Below are 13,880 nucleotides of genomic sequence, written 5' to 3' on the forward strand. Positions count from 1 at the left end.
CGGCCTCCGACACAGATCCGGGTCCCGTCAGCACCTGACGCGTCCTACTCGGTTCAAGCCGGGTTCGGCAGATTCTCCCGCTCTGAGTGTTGAGGTGACTGCGCAACAGGGCATCCTCTGTCGACCAACGGCCCTCCGACAAGGCATACAATGCGCTGTCACACTGTCGACCCGAGGATGGATTCCCGGCATGTTGGATAAGCGATTTGTCCGCGAGAACCCCGACGCGGTGAAGGAAGCCGCCAGTTCGAAGGGAGTCGCTGTCGATGTCGACGCACTCCTCTCTCTCGATGAGTCCGGGCGTTCCCTCCAGCATGATCTAGACAACGCCCAGGCCCGGCGCAACTCGATCTCCAAAGAGTTCGGCAAGGCCGACGCTGCAGGCAAAGACCAGCTCAGGGCGGAGAGCACCAAACTCGGCGACGAGATCTCGAAGCTCAAGGCCGACCTAGAGGTGAATCTGGCCGATCAGCGCGAGATCCTCCTGCGTCTGCCACAGATCCCTTGGTCGGGTGCGCCTATCGGTGCCGACGAATCAGCCAACACGGTCGTCCGGACTTGGGGCGCGCCACCTGAATTCGATTTCGAACCGCGTGATCATGTTGATCTGGCCGAGTCCCGGGGCTGGGTAGAGTTCGCGCGGGCGCGCAAGGTCGCTGGTGAGCGCGCCTATGCGCTGCGTGGTGATCTGATGCTGCTCGAGCGCGCGGTGCACTCCTACGCCCTGGATCTGCTCGTGCGGCAGGACTTCGTCCCGATCAGTGTTCCGGCTCTTGTTCGTGAGCAGGCACTTGTCGGGACGGGGATGTTCCCAGGCCATCGCGCCGAAACCTACGAGCTGCCAGCCGATGACACGTTCCTGGCTGGGACAGCGGAGGTGGCCTTGGTGGGCCTTCATTCCGACGAGATCCTCGAGTTGCGTGACCTTCCGTTGAAGTATGCGGGGATGTCGCCGTGCTTCCGCCGCGAAGCGGGTTCCGCGGGCCGCGACGTGCGAGGCCTGCTGCGGGTGCACCAGTTCGAGAAGGTCGAGCAGTTCGTGATCTGCGAGGCTGACCCCGAGGAATCGGCGCGCTGGCACGCAGCGCTGCTGGCGAGTGCCGAGACTGTTCTCCAGGAACTGGGGCTTGCTTATGAGGTCGTCGAGTGCGCGACCGGAGACATGGGTTTGGGCAAGGTCAGGATGAACGACATCAACACCTGGTTGCCGAGCCTTGGCCAATACCGCGAAACGCACTCGTGCTCGACTCTGGGGACCTGGCAGGGTCGCCGCGCGAATCTGCGCTACCGCGACGCCGAGGGCAAGGTGCAGTTCGCCGCCACGCTCAACAACACCGCCGTGGCCACGCCGCGACTGCTGGCGGCACTGTTGGAGAACTTCCAGACCGCCGACGGCAAGATTGCGGTGCCGACGGTCCTTCAGCCCTACATGGGTGGCAGGGAACTGATCTGAAAAATCTGCTCTAGCACCACGCCCACTTGCCCGGTTGCGAGGACGAGTTCGGCGATCGGAACGAACTCATTCGGTGAGTGGGCGTGGCGCAGGCTTCCGGGTCCGAATACGACAGCCGGAGTACCTGCGGGGCCGAAGAATCGGGCGTCTGAACCACCCAGAAACTGCTCGGTGGCGACTTGCTGGCCGGTCTCCCGCTGTGCGTGCGCAAACGCGCGTGCCAGGTCGGTGTCGGTACCGATGAAATGGGAGTGACAGCCTCCTCCTTGGTAGGCAGCGACAGCAATGCGTACTTTGTCGCTGCTCAAGCTGGCTGCCGCCGTGCGGTAGAGCTCGGCGATGTGATCGCGATCTTGGCTGGGCAGCACCCTGATGTCGGCACGCAGGACGCATTCGCCAGCGACAGTGCCGGGGTGACCTGGGATCTGCATATAGCCGACGTTGACGCGGGGATGGCCCGGAAAGTCGGGGTCGGTCGGCAGTTTCGCCACTAGTTCGTCGAGGGCGTCGATGTAGCTGGTCGCGGCGCGGAATGCGTCCGCGCCTTGTAGGGGGGTGCCGGCATGGGTCGTCCGCCCGGTGATGGTGACTTCGGCCCACGCGAGCCCGAGTTGCGCCAGCGAGGGTCTGCATCCGGTCGGCTCGCCGACGATTGCGGCGTCGGCGGTGAGTAGGCCGTGCTCGGCCAGTAGCTGTGCACCCCAGACGCTCCCGTCTTCTTCGTCAGCGACGCACTGCACGATCAATGTGCCGGACCAGTCAGAGCGCGCGGCGAGAGTAGTTGCCGCGCAAAGGAACACCGCCATCGCGCCTTTGGTGTCGCAGGCGCCGACTCCGTAGAGGCGGTCTCCATCGATGGCGGCAGCGAAGGGATCTGTATTCCACAGGTTGGTGCCGCCGACTGCGGTGGCGGGTTTGGTGTCGGCGTGTGCTTGCAGGATGACGCGCGGGCCTGGCCCGCGGCAGAGTGTGGCGATCAGGTTGGCCCGCAGTGGATCTTGTCCGATCCACTCGATGTCGAATCCGTGTGCGGTGAGCAGTTCTGCGACGTAGGCACCGAGGATGGCTTCGTTGCCGGGCGGGTTTTGGGTGTCGATGCCGATCAGCGCACTGCACACGGCGGTGACGTCGAGGTTCACGTGTTCTCCTGGTCGACGTGGGCATGGCGGTGTTCACGGCGCAGATCGGCGACGGGAACACCGGTCGGGCACACGCTGTGGCAGTCGCCGCATTCGAGGCATCGCGCCAGGTACGTGGCTGCAACAGGGTCGGGTGTTGATGTTGGGTTGGCCATGAGGTTTATACGGCCGCGGGGGGAATCGCCCTCGTCGTGGGTTTCGAGCCAGGTGGGGCAGCTCGGAAGGCAGAGTCCGCAGTTGGTGCACTGGGCGATCGTTTTCCACCAGGTGGCGTCGGTCATGGTCTTCCACAGGGGGTGTGGAGCGCTTCGGAGAGGGCGCGGCCCATGGGTGTTGTTGTGGCGGTCGACGGCGCGGTCGTCCACAGACGGCGTTGCCCTATCGACAGGTACTGCGGAGTTGTCGAGTCGGTGCGCAGTGCGTGGTCTAGGTCGGCCCACCGGTGGATGCGTCGGCCGGTGATGTCGGCGCCCGCGAAGGCGAACATGGGTGGGTCTGCCCAGATCGGTTCGGTTTTCGCCTGCATGGTCGGGGCGAGCTCGGACATTGTTGCCACCGCGCGTGCGACGGTGTGCCCGCGGACTTCCAATCGCCCGACGAGTTGGACCACGCCATCGGTGCCGACGAGGATCCCCAGGTGTGCGAACGGCAGCGCTGCAGCGCGTAGCCGGGTCAATACCGCTAACGCGTCGGTGACCGACCTCGTTGGCACGACGACGCTGCAGGCATCGGTGACAGCGGGTAAGAGTCGTAACCGCGCGCCGGTTAACCTCGCTCTGCCTCGGTTGCCGAAAGCCAATGCACGCAAGGGATATCCGGCAACGTCCTTGGTGACCGCGCCGCCGAAGAGTTCGCCGTCGAGTTCGGCGGCGATGATGAGGTCGCGGGCTCGGAAGGGGTGCGGTTCGCGGAGTCCTGGCCGCGCGGTGTCGATCGCGGCCAGGATCGGCTCGTCTGGACGGCCGCCGAGAGGTTCGTAGGTCAGCTCGTAAGGGCTGTTCGCCAGCAGTTTCTCCGCGTCGGCGAAAGTGGTGTGTGGCCCGATATCGAGGTAGGCGTCGATGCGGTGGACCTGTCCGGGGTGCAGCGGGAGCACATCGGTTACCGTCTGTGGGTGGTGGTCGTCGGGTGGGCGTGGTGGGAGTAGCTTTCCGGGGTTGGACAGCCCGCGCGGGTCGAACACCGCCTTGATCGTGTGCATCGCCTCGAGGGCTGCGGGGGTGTAGAACTCGGTCATCAGGTCCCGTTTTTCCGACCCGATGCCGTGTTCGCCCGACAGAGCCCCGCCCAAGGCTGCGCAGTCGCGCAGGATCCGGGTAGAGAACGCGGCGAGCACTTCGTCCATTCCGGGTCCGGGCGTGAAAAAGGGTGTGGGATGGACGTTTCCGTCTCCGGCGTGGAATGTGTTGAGGACCGGCAGCCCGAAGTGGTCGGCGGCCTCGGTGATCGCGTTCATGAGTTCGGGTAGTCGTGAGCGGGGTGCGGTGGCGTCGAACAGGTAGTAGCGAGGATGTCCACTGTCTGCGACCATCCGTCGAACTTTGCCTTTGACGAGTTCGGCTCGGCGGCCAAGGTATTCGGCCGCTCGGAATTGGCTGTAGTCGCCGCCGGTGGCTTCGATGCAGGTCTGCAGGATTTGTAGTCCGGTGTCGACCTCCTCGGGTTGGCCTTGAAGGTGCACGAACAGCAAGGACGGGTCCGTGTGATCGGGGCGGCCGGGGATGTAGGCGCCGGTGAGCATGTCCATCGCCGAGGGCAGCATCCCGGCGTCGAATACGTTCATCACCGCGGCGACTGCGGCCTGCGGGTCGTCGAAGCGTGCGATCACCGCGTGCTGGCTCGGCGAAGCAGGCAGCAGTCGCAGTGTGACTGCTGCGACCACACCGAGGGTGGCTTCGGAGCCGACGACCAGCGCGACGAGATCGAGGTTGCCGTCATAGACGTCGTGCTCGTCGAGGATCGCGACGCTGCCGTCGGGACCGATCAGTTCGACGCTGATGACGTGGTTGGCTGTCGATCCACCTCCGAGTGCGTGTGGGCCACCAGCGTTTTCGGCGATGTTGCCTCCGATCGTGCACACCTGATGCGAGGACGGATCGGGCACGTACCGCCAGCCCGCCGCTGCGGCGCGTTCGTGGATGCGGGCCAGGGTGACGCCTGGTTCGCACCGAATCCACCCAACGTCGAAGTCCTCGTCGAGGATGCGGTTGAGGTCGCGTGTCAAGATCACCATCCCGCCGTTCGCGGGCAACGCCCCGCCGCTGTAACCGGTACCCGCTCCTCGTGGCACGAACGCCACGCCGTGCTGGTACGCGGCGGCGACGAGGGCGGCGAGCTGATCGCGATTCGACGGGGCGGCAACGAGATCGGCGGATCCGACCTCCATGGATGCGTCGTATCCGTGGAGCAGGCGGTGTGTGGCGTCGGTTGCTACCCGGTCGGGGCCCACGATGGACACGGCGTGCTCGCGCAGTGCTGCAAGGGCGCTGCGATCGGCCCAGCTCATGGCATGGCCTTGGTGAGGGTTTGTGGTTGGCCGCTGGACAGTGCGGTGATGGCGGCGTGGCAGGTTTCCATCACATCGAGGACCTGCGACAGCGGTACTCGGTCGCTGTCGCGTCCGTCGGCGACGCAGTCGGTGATGTGTTGCAGTTCGCTGACGAGGGCACCCTGGCGAGCACCGCCGTACCGGGGCCACAGCCACATTTCAGGCGCGCTGGCCTGCGCGGTGGTCCATGCGTGGATCACCGGTTCGCTGCGCAATGTCCATGTGCCCTCGGCTGCTTGGATCGTTGCGTCGAAGGTGAATCCGAACGGGCATGTGGACGCGAGGTGCCACGAGTTCTGGATGACCGCCCGCAGTGGGCCCCATTCCAAGACGAGGTCGATGCAGTCGGGATGCTCGTGGCCCAGCAGGTGGGATCCGTAGGCACTGACTCGCTCTGGTGCGCGCCCGACAAGCCAGACGGCGATGTCGATGTCGTGCACGGCCGCGTTGAGCACGGGGTGTGTGCGCCCGTAGACCTGGTGCGCCACGCTCTGGAAGGTCCGCGCGAACGACAGATGTCGCAGCGTCGACCCGGCGACCATCTCTGACAACGCTATGTAGCGGGGGTCGAAACGCAGCACTTGTGCCACGTAGAGGTGTCGGTCCCGGGCTCGGGCCAATTCGACAAGCTCGTGTGCGGCGGCGGGGTCGAGGGCGATCGGCTTCTCGACCACAACGTCGGCACCAGCTTCGAGTGCGGTGCGGATACACCACTCGTGCTCGGACTCGGTGGTTACCACGTCGACGAGGTCCACCCCTGCCGCGAGCATGTCCTGCAGTTTCTCGTAGCGGGCGACGCCAGCTGGGATCGGGCGGCGACCGCCACTTCCGGCGTCGCTGTGAAACGCTTCCTGCGGCGCATCACCGACATCGGCCATCGCGGCAGGATCACGATCGCACACCGCGACCACGGTGGCGCCGCGTACCGACGACCACGCGTCGAGGTGGGTGCGGCCGAACCATCCCATCCCGACCACGCCGACACGCAACGGTCGCGGGGCGTTGTTGTTGATCATGGTGCCTCCGGAGGGTGCTCGGTAAGGTCAGACGAAGGCATCGACGCGGGTGAAGTCGTTGTCGGGCAGCAGTTCACGCGCAATCGGCAGATATTGTTCCCATGCCCATTGCCAGACTTGCTGGGCTTGCAACCATGCCTGCTCGGCCTCGCCGACGCTCAGGAGGTCCTGGTTGCGCAAATCTTTGAGGTCGGTGACGGTGTCGGCGACTGCGACGGCGTCCGGGCCGAAACGGTCGTTCAAGAACTCGCGGGCCGCGACTGCCCAATCGGCGAGCAGTTCCATGTGCATGCCTGCGCTGAGTTCGCTGTCGGTCAGCTTCAGGGCCAAAGCGTCCTTGATGGCTTCTTCGGCGTAGCGCGCCGACTCCTCGACGAGTATCTGCGGCCGTTCGTACCAGGCCAGCGCCCAGGGCAGGTGATCTAGGATGTTGCGGTAGTGCGAGAGCGCTCGGTGCACGGTGCGCGCCCATTCACCGGTCCGGCGAGGATGCGGTGCGAGGAGAAGTACATCGGCTGGGTCGCCGTTGAGCATGCGGAATGCCCTGCACCAGCCCGGTCCGATGGTCGGGGGCAGCCGATAGCGGTTGGTGTCATGGTCGCCCTCGAGGACTTTGGTGGTCAAGGAGACCAGCCGCTGCGCAGCCTCGGTGGTGGGGCGATGAGACACCGTGTACGGGTGGCAGTCCACCAGCAACTCCCACCCTTGTTCGGCCAAGGCCTCGCGTTGGGTCTGCCAGCTTCGCGCCAGTTCCAGCCGCAACGCATTGCCACGATCGCCGACGGCGATGAAGTAGAGGTTCAGGCTGGGGCGTTGGCGGTTCCAGTGTCCTGCGACGAAGGACCCGGTGACGAAACTGGCGCGCACCAGGTCTGGGTGGGTGCGGGCGAGTTGTTCTGCTGTGGTGCACAAGTCGGTGAGGACTTGCTCGGATTCCTGCTCGAGCTGGGTGTTGTCGAGATTCATGGTGTCCCCTTCGCTGAAATGGTGGTGTCTAGCCGTGCTGTGCGCGGGTGAGGTAGTAGGAGGGCGCTCGTGTGCGGCGGCGGGTGGTGATGTCGTCGAATTCGGGTAAGTCGGCCCATCCGGTCGCCGGGCTCGCTCCGATCAGCTCCGCCAATTGCGGTGCCATCGTCTTGATCTCGTCGGCGGTAAACACCCGCGCGTAATCCTCCTGCGGGCGCATGTACATCCGTGCGAACAGCGTCGAGATCGTCAGGCGCACACCGGGTTCGGTGCGTGGGTAGGCGCCGTGCCAGGTGTTGCCGTGGAAGATGATCGCCGCGCCTGCCGGAGCGAGTACGGGGATGGCGTCCCGGGTTCCCTGCCCCTCGCGGGGTCGGTGGCAGAACCTGTGACTGCCCGGCACGATCGACAAACACCCGTTGGCTTCGGTGTAGTCCGTGAGGCAGTAGTTGATGTTGGCGATCTGGGCATAGGGCGGAAGTGGATCGGGGACGTAGGCGGTGTCGGAGTGGATTCCCAGCGCGCACAGGCCGGGACCTTTCACGTATCCGGTGACGCTGCTGAGCTGGCGCTGTGCGCCGAGTAGGTAGGTGATCAGCAGCAGGGTGCGCGTGCCAAGCACCAGTTCCTGGAACGGTGCGCCTCCGCGCGACAACAGCAATGGAACCTCTTGTGTGCGGTCACGGTGGCAACCGCCGGACTCGGTGTCGACCGGCGCGTCGTCGGCTGCGGCGCAGGCGAGGAGTTGTTCGGTCAGCTCGGAGCGCAGGTCTGGTTCGAGTGCGTCGGGAATGACGGTGTAGCCCAAAGCTTCCAGTTCCAGCGCGTGGGAGAGTAAGCCGTGATCGGTGAGCTGTTGGTGCATCTCTGCCACGCCGGCGGTGATGAACGGATAGTGCGCTCCCCCTGGTGATGACGTGGCATCAGACACTTTGAGCCTCCGGTGTCGAGGAGTTCGGCCGGTCCGGTATCCATGCGCCATCGCCCCACGCGTTGCGGTTGGTCGCTGCGGCGCGCAGCGCCAGGTCTTGCGCGCGCATCAGCGCCCCGACGGCGCTGGCGCCACCACAGCGCCGCCGGTGCCAAGTCAGGGCGTTGTCCAGCGCCGCAGCTTCGACTGGGCGAAGCTGTCGCAGCCGATTCCATCCCGCGCGTGCGTAGCTTCTGGCCCCGCCACTGCGCGTAGCTCGTTGGCGATGCCACCTGCACCTGTGCGTCGGCGACGTAGTCGATGCGAGCCCCGTGATCGTGGGCAGACAGGCCCACTGAGACGTCGTCGAGCACCGGTATCAGCGGGTTCTCGGCAGGGAATATGTTGCGGCGCAGACCGTACATTGCTCCTGGCAGCGCCCACCGCAGCTCGGGGTGCGCGCTGCGGCAGGCGTGCCACGTGTCGAAAGTGATCTCGGACCACCGATGCAGTAACGCCGGATCGCCCGGCCTCGGCGGGGACAGAATCAGGTGGCCTGCTGCGACGTCTGCGCCGTCGTCCAGGGCCGAAACCAGATATCCGAACGCAGACGGGGCAACTAGGACGTCGGCGTCGAGGAATACCAGATAGTCGCTGTGGGACGCCCTCACGCCACGGCGCAGGGCAGTGTATTTGCCCGCAACCGCAACAGTCGCCCATCGGATTCTGCCCGGCGGCAGCGCGAGTCCGGTGAAGTCAGATCCCTCGGGGACGACAACGACCAATTCTGCGTTGACGCATTCTGCGGCGGCGATGGTGTGCGGCAAAGTGATCGGCAAGGTCGATTCCTCACCTCGCGCGGGCACGACGACGGTCACGGTCATGATGCACTCCGTTCGGGAAAGCGAACCGGCAGCACCCGCTGCCCCAATGTGTGTTTGCTCCAGCAGATCCGCGAAACTGCTGAACAAATTATGTTGTCGGACAACCTTTTTGGGACCCGCGGCGTACCCTGCTGAGAATTCTGAATTGTTGACGAAAGGTGATCGGCATGGAAGTTGCGCTCCTCATCGACAGCGAAACGGGCACCACAGCCAAGGACTGGCTTCGCGTGGCCGCCCATATCGACGGCACCGCCGTGACGGCTCTGCTGCGTTCGGACCACCTCACAGGCCCTGCCCCGTCTGGCCAGGACTGCCTGGACGCATGGACTGCCTGTACTGCGGCCGCAGCCACCACACACACCGTCGGGTTGGGAACACTGGTGTCGCCGATCACCTTCCGGCATCCTGCGATCCTGGCAAAGACCGTCGCCAGCACGAGCGCGTTCGCTGGCGATCGCCGCTTGGACGTCGGAATCGGCATCGGGTGGAACACATACGAGCACCGCAGCGTGGGCCTCGCGCTCCTCGACACGACCACTCGCTACCGGATGATGGTCGAGTACATCGCCGTGCTGCGAGGCCTCTGGAGTGGGTTGCCGTTCTCCTACGACGGCGAATTCTTCACCGCCGATGACGCGCAACTTCACCCCGTCCCAGCCCGTCCGCCGCGGATCATCGTCGGCAAGCGAGGCCGTCAACGCTCCCTCGAACTGGCGGTACGCACGGCAGACGAATACAACTTCGTGTTCCAGCCACCTGCGGCGTGCGCGAGAGTCCACCAGCGCTTGACCGAGATCGCCGACAAATGCGATCAAGCACCACCACGGCTGTCGGTGATGACCGACTGCATCATCGGAGCAGACGCGCGCCACATCAACGCCCAGCTTGCAGACGCCGCCACCCGATACCCGATGCTGCGCGGCGCAACCCACTCCACGCTGCCCGCGCCGTACCTGGCGACTACACCGGAAGCGCTCGTCGACACCATCGAGGCATACGCGAATGCCGGCGTGGACCGGATGATCCTCAAGCACCCCAATCCCGCAGACCTGAGCAGCATCGACCTGCTCATCAATTCCGTGCTGCCCTACGTGAAGAAAGGCTGAGACCATGGCACATGTTCTCGTTACCGGCGCACTGGGCACCCTCGGTCGCGCCACGACCGCACAGCTGATCCGAGACGGACACAAGGTCACCTCCCTCGACAACCGGCCCGCCCCAGACGCGTGGGCGCCACACCATGTCGTCGCCGACATCAGAGACCCCCAGCAATATCGGACCACGCTCGCCGACTGCGAAGCGCTGGTCCACCTGGCCAGCCTGCACGGGCGAGACCATATGGCGCGCTTCGGATTCAACGACTTCTGGTCGGTCAACGTCGACGGCACGCTGGCGCTGTACCGGGCCCTGAAAGAGTCCGCCGTGTCGCAGGTCGTACTGGCCAGCTCGATGGCGGTGTACGGACCGATCCCCTCAGCCCCACGCTCTGCATGGGAGATTCGCGACGAATCCATGTCAACGACCTCCTACGATGCCTACTCGCTGACCAAGCTGACCAGCGAATCCATCGCCGAATACACCCTGGCCGACGCCGGAATCCTCACCACAGTGCTGAGACTTGGGCATTTCACCCCTGCCGGGCTGTTGCACCACGGCTTTCGCCTGCTGTTCGGTGGCCTCGACATCCGCGACGCTGCGGCAGCAGTGGCAGCCGCGCTCTCGCGGCCACCGGTCGGGACCAACCGCCATCTCAACATCCACGCCGCGTCGCCGCTGCCAAACCGCATCGACACGCTTCGCGACGCACCGACAGCGGTACTCGAAGAGTTGTTCCCGCAGTTCATGTCGACGCTCGCCGAGCGCGGCGAAGACCCGGTGGCACACCTGTGGGGCCGATCGGCGTGGCCAATCGTGCACGCTGCGAACGAGATTGGATATGCCCCCGCCTATGACTTCGACAGATTCGCCAGCGACTTCCTGCGGGGGGACCTCTCCGGCTACCGATGGCTGGAGTTGCCTCGATGGGGAATCTGATCGCAAGTTCGCATAGGTCCTCGTCGCCGACAATGCCTGCATCCGCGCGACCTCCCATGTAGCTGGACGCGGGCCCAATTACTAAGGGCCACATCGTTGTTGGTTTGCCCAGGGTCACCGATCCGGGCACACCGAAGTAAGACGCGTCACAGGTTGGCTCGGCTAGGGCAGGACCGACTAGCCGAGCTAGTCGGTTCTCGCGGTCTTCACCGCGATCGTTAGCGAACCCAGGCTCGCCGGTCCTATCGTCGATCTGACCGTGCCTCGATGTGCGACCAGGAGTCGATGATGAACGTCGATGACAACCCGAAAATGCCGATAGCAGCGGAGGTCTGGGAGCGCCCGGATATGCGCACGGCCTTGGCCAACCACGACTTCGCGACGGTCTACTTCCTGCTGCACAGACAACTCAAGGTCTCGCAGCGTGATATCAGCCGACGGACCGGCCAGAGTGGCTCCGAGATATACGAGATCATGAAGGAAGGCCGCCAGGTCAACTCCTACAAACTCCTCATCCGCATCGCAGACGGACTCGGAATCCCTCGCGGCTACGTAGGACTGGCCAGTGACCCGCTCCCGAAACCGAGCACACCGGGCAGCAGTGACGACGAGCACCACGACATTCAAGCCTTCCTCGACTACGCCGCCCAGCTCACAGTCGCACCCAACGACGGCCTGCCAGCGCAGGCTGCGGCGCCCCCGGAGCTCATCACCGCGCCGGCGCCCCGCCACGTCGGCGGAAGTGATGTCGCTCAACTGGTCGTCATGACAGCGGCGATGCGTCGTCTCGACTATCAGTTCGGTGGCGGTGCGTATCGCGACGCTGTCGCTGCCCAAGCACAGTGGGCTGAACAGTTGGTGCACGCACAAAGCGACGACAACACCGAACGGGCGCTACTCACCGCAGTCGCCGACCTACACAACCTTGCAGGGTGGGTTTCTTTCGACGTCGGCATGCACCGTGCCGCGCGCAGCCACTTCCGGCGAGCGTTGGCCGTAGCTCACGGGGCGGACGACCCCACGCTCTCGGCGAACATCCTCTACCGCGCCGGACGATTGCACCTGCACCGCGGAACTCAACGCGTTGACCGGGGCCCCACTGAACGAAATGGACCGGACTACTTTCGTGTGGCCCTGAGGCTGTTCCAGCTCGGACAAGTACAGGCCCAAGACGCTGGTTGCGCACTCACCAGCGCGGTGCTCTGTGCCAATGCTGGATGGGCCTATGCGCTATTGGGGGAACGCCAACCCATGTTGCGGGCACTCGGACGGGCCGAAGACGAATTTGCCCGCGCAGACCCCGGGCGGGCGCCAGGTTGGGTCCGATTCTTCGGCGAGGCAGACCTCAGCGCATCTCAAGGCGTAGCGCTCACCGCACAGCCGACACCCACACCTGACGACCTCCGAATCGGAATCGCGCGCCTCGGTGACGCGATCGGCCGACGCGGAGCAGACTCCCAACGCTCTCGCTGCTTTGAACTAACAGCGCTCGCCGTTGCGCACCTGCAGGATGGCCCCAACGAGATCGCTATCCACACCGCCCGGATTGCGGTCGAGACTGCGCAAATGGTCAGGTCCTCACGCATCATCGACCGGCTCACACCCATTCTGCGTTACGCCCACAAACACCCGAAGAATTCAGACCTTCAGCAGGTCGCCAACGACATCCGCTTCATGAGGCAAACGACATGACAAAGTCAGCGAACCCCACCCCGCCAGCCACCGCCGAGCAGAGCTGGGCGCACACGATCCTCCGCACCGCGTGCGACAGTGTCGGACTGGACAGCCACGGCGCTCACCTGATCAAATTCACCAACAACGCGGTCTTCCAACTGGCCAAGGACCCATTCGTCGTCCGCATCGCCGGTTCACAAGCAGTGAACGCCAGGGCCACCAAAGTTGTGCAAGTCGCGCGATGGTTCGCCAAACAGGAGGTGCCGGCCGTCCGCCTAGTCGACTCGCTCCCCCAACCGCACACTATCGACAAGCATGCAGTGACCTTCTGGCACACCGTCGCAAGCATTCGCGGCGCTCCAGCGCCCAACGGTCAAGACCTCGGCAAAATCCTGTCCTGTATCCACCAGCTCCCACGAACGGAGCTGCCGATGTGGGACCCGTTCACCGAGATTCAGCGCAGACTCGACCAGCAGTCGATCCTGGCAGTCGACGAGCTCGCCTTCCTCCGTGACGAATGCGCCGAGTTGTTCTCGGCTGTAGGTGAACTCGACTATGCCCTGCCGGGCGGACTCATCCACGGAGACGCGTTCGTCGGCAACCTCGTGCAGGGCCGAGGAGATCCAGTGATCTGCGATTTCGATTCGACATGTATCGGGCCACGCGAATGGGACCTCACGCCGGTCGCTGTAGGTGCCCTCCGCTTCACCTATCCCGAGAACTACCACAACCAGCTAGTTCATACCTACGGATGGGACGTGACACGATGGTCCGGATTCGCGACACTGCGTCGGCTACGTGAACTACAGCTCGTGACGAGCGTCCTTCCCGTTCTCGATATGAACCCGTCTTTGAAGGAGCAGTGGCAGTGGCGATTCTCCTCTTATCGGCACCGCGACATGTCGGCACGCTGGCAGCCGTACCAGTGAACGACACCGAATCGGTTATCGCGGTCTCGTCCCGGTTACCGGAGACGAGATCCAGCACCCCACCGACTGCCTTCATCCGTCGCTCCGACTGCAGACGAATTCGGCGCCAACATAGCCCCTTCGATGTCATGCACAGGATCGAGCGCTGTGGCCAGGCCCACCTCGGCCCCCTTTCGTTGGGAGAACCAGAACCATCTGAATCTGAGCGAATATGGGGCAAAGCTCTCGCAGCAAATGCCGCGAGTCCCTCTGAGCCACAACGAATTACCGCTCTGTTCCTGGTCTCCAAGTCACCAACGACATCTCTCGGACAGAGGGGCAGGTCCC

Annotated in this window: 12 protein-coding genes; 5 read left to right on the plus strand and 7 right to left on the minus strand. The window is 64.5% G+C overall.

Features of this window, described 5'->3' with window-relative positions; translation table 11 throughout:
• Nucleotides 1-190 precede the first annotated feature (190 nt).
• Entirely contained in the window at nucleotides 191-1,453 is a 1,263-nt protein-coding gene (serS, locus tag BOX37_RS28505) for a serine--tRNA ligase (protein WP_084760267.1), read from the plus strand.
• Here serS and BOX37_RS28510 read toward each other — a convergent pair.
• Genes BOX37_RS28510 through BOX37_RS36330 form a run of 7 tightly spaced genes read right to left on the minus strand, consistent with a single transcriptional unit; the run spans nucleotide 1,426 to nucleotide 8,916 of the window.
• Entirely contained in the window at nucleotides 1,426-2,592 is a 1,167-nt protein-coding gene (locus tag BOX37_RS28510; RefSeq protein WP_071930305.1) for a M20 family metallopeptidase, read from the minus strand. The genes serS and BOX37_RS28510 overlap by 28 nt on opposite strands.
• Nucleotides 2,589-2,873 (minus strand): 4Fe-4S dicluster domain-containing protein, encoded by a 285-nt coding sequence (locus BOX37_RS28515; protein ID WP_071930306.1) that lies wholly within the window; start codon nucleotides 2,871-2,873, stop codon nucleotides 2,589-2,591. The genes BOX37_RS28510 and BOX37_RS28515 overlap by 4 nt, the downstream gene beginning before the upstream one ends.
• On the minus strand, nucleotides 2,870-5,098 hold the full coding sequence (locus BOX37_RS28520) for an FAD-binding oxidoreductase (RefSeq protein WP_084760269.1): 2,229 nt from the start codon (nucleotides 5,096-5,098) through the stop codon (nucleotides 2,870-2,872). Before BOX37_RS28520 ends, BOX37_RS28515 begins: the two co-directional genes overlap by 4 nt.
• A complete protein-coding gene (locus BOX37_RS28525; RefSeq protein ID WP_071930308.1) occupies nucleotides 5,095-6,156 on the minus strand; it encodes a Gfo/Idh/MocA family protein in 1,062 nt (353 codons plus the stop codon). Before BOX37_RS28525 ends, BOX37_RS28520 begins: the two co-directional genes overlap by 4 nt.
• 27 nt (nucleotides 6,157-6,183) lie before the next feature.
• Complete coding sequence (locus BOX37_RS28530; RefSeq protein WP_071930309.1) at nucleotides 6,184-7,122, minus strand: hypothetical protein; 939 nt, start codon at nucleotides 7,120-7,122, stop codon at nucleotides 6,184-6,186.
• A gap of 28 nt (nucleotides 7,123-7,150) precedes the next feature.
• Nucleotides 7,151-7,987 carry a phytanoyl-CoA dioxygenase family protein gene (locus tag BOX37_RS28535; RefSeq protein ID WP_240505472.1) on the minus strand — a complete coding sequence of 279 codons (837 nt, stop codon included), beginning with the start codon at nucleotides 7,985-7,987 and terminating at the stop codon, nucleotides 7,151-7,153.
• Nucleotides 7,876-8,916, minus strand: a complete 1,041-nt coding sequence (locus BOX37_RS36330) for a glycosyltransferase family 2 protein (protein WP_071930311.1) — start codon at nucleotides 8,914-8,916, stop codon at nucleotides 7,876-7,878. The genes BOX37_RS28535 and BOX37_RS36330 overlap by 112 nt, the downstream gene beginning before the upstream one ends.
• Before the next feature lie 167 nt (nucleotides 8,917-9,083).
• Here BOX37_RS36330 and BOX37_RS28545 point away from each other — a divergent pair, with 167 nt between their 5' ends.
• The 4 genes from BOX37_RS28545 to BOX37_RS28560 all read left to right on the plus strand — a co-directional run bounded on the left by BOX37_RS28545 (nucleotide 9,084) and on the right by BOX37_RS28560 (nucleotide 13,553).
• Nucleotides 9,084-10,022: an LLM class flavin-dependent oxidoreductase gene (locus BOX37_RS28545; RefSeq protein WP_071930312.1), complete on the plus strand. Its 939-nt coding sequence runs from the start codon at nucleotides 9,084-9,086 to the stop codon at nucleotides 10,020-10,022.
• A gap of 4 nt (nucleotides 10,023-10,026) precedes the next feature.
• Nucleotides 10,027-10,950: an NAD-dependent epimerase/dehydratase family protein gene (locus tag BOX37_RS28550; RefSeq protein ID WP_071930313.1), complete on the plus strand. Its 924-nt coding sequence runs from the start codon at nucleotides 10,027-10,029 to the stop codon at nucleotides 10,948-10,950.
• 267 nt (nucleotides 10,951-11,217) lie between these two features.
• Complete coding sequence (locus BOX37_RS28555) at nucleotides 11,218-12,642, plus strand: helix-turn-helix domain-containing protein (RefSeq protein WP_156910597.1); 1,425 nt, start codon at nucleotides 11,218-11,220, stop codon at nucleotides 12,640-12,642.
• Nucleotides 12,639-13,553 (plus strand): phosphotransferase family protein, encoded by a 915-nt coding sequence (locus BOX37_RS28560; RefSeq protein WP_071930314.1) that lies wholly within the window; start codon nucleotides 12,639-12,641, stop codon nucleotides 13,551-13,553. The genes BOX37_RS28555 and BOX37_RS28560 overlap by 4 nt, the downstream gene beginning before the upstream one ends.
• Nucleotides 13,554-13,880: the final 327 nt, after the last annotated feature.

The organism is Nocardia mangyaensis (genome assembly GCF_001886715.1).
GTDB classification, from domain to species: domain Bacteria; phylum Actinomycetota; class Actinomycetes; order Mycobacteriales; family Mycobacteriaceae; genus Nocardia; species Nocardia mangyaensis.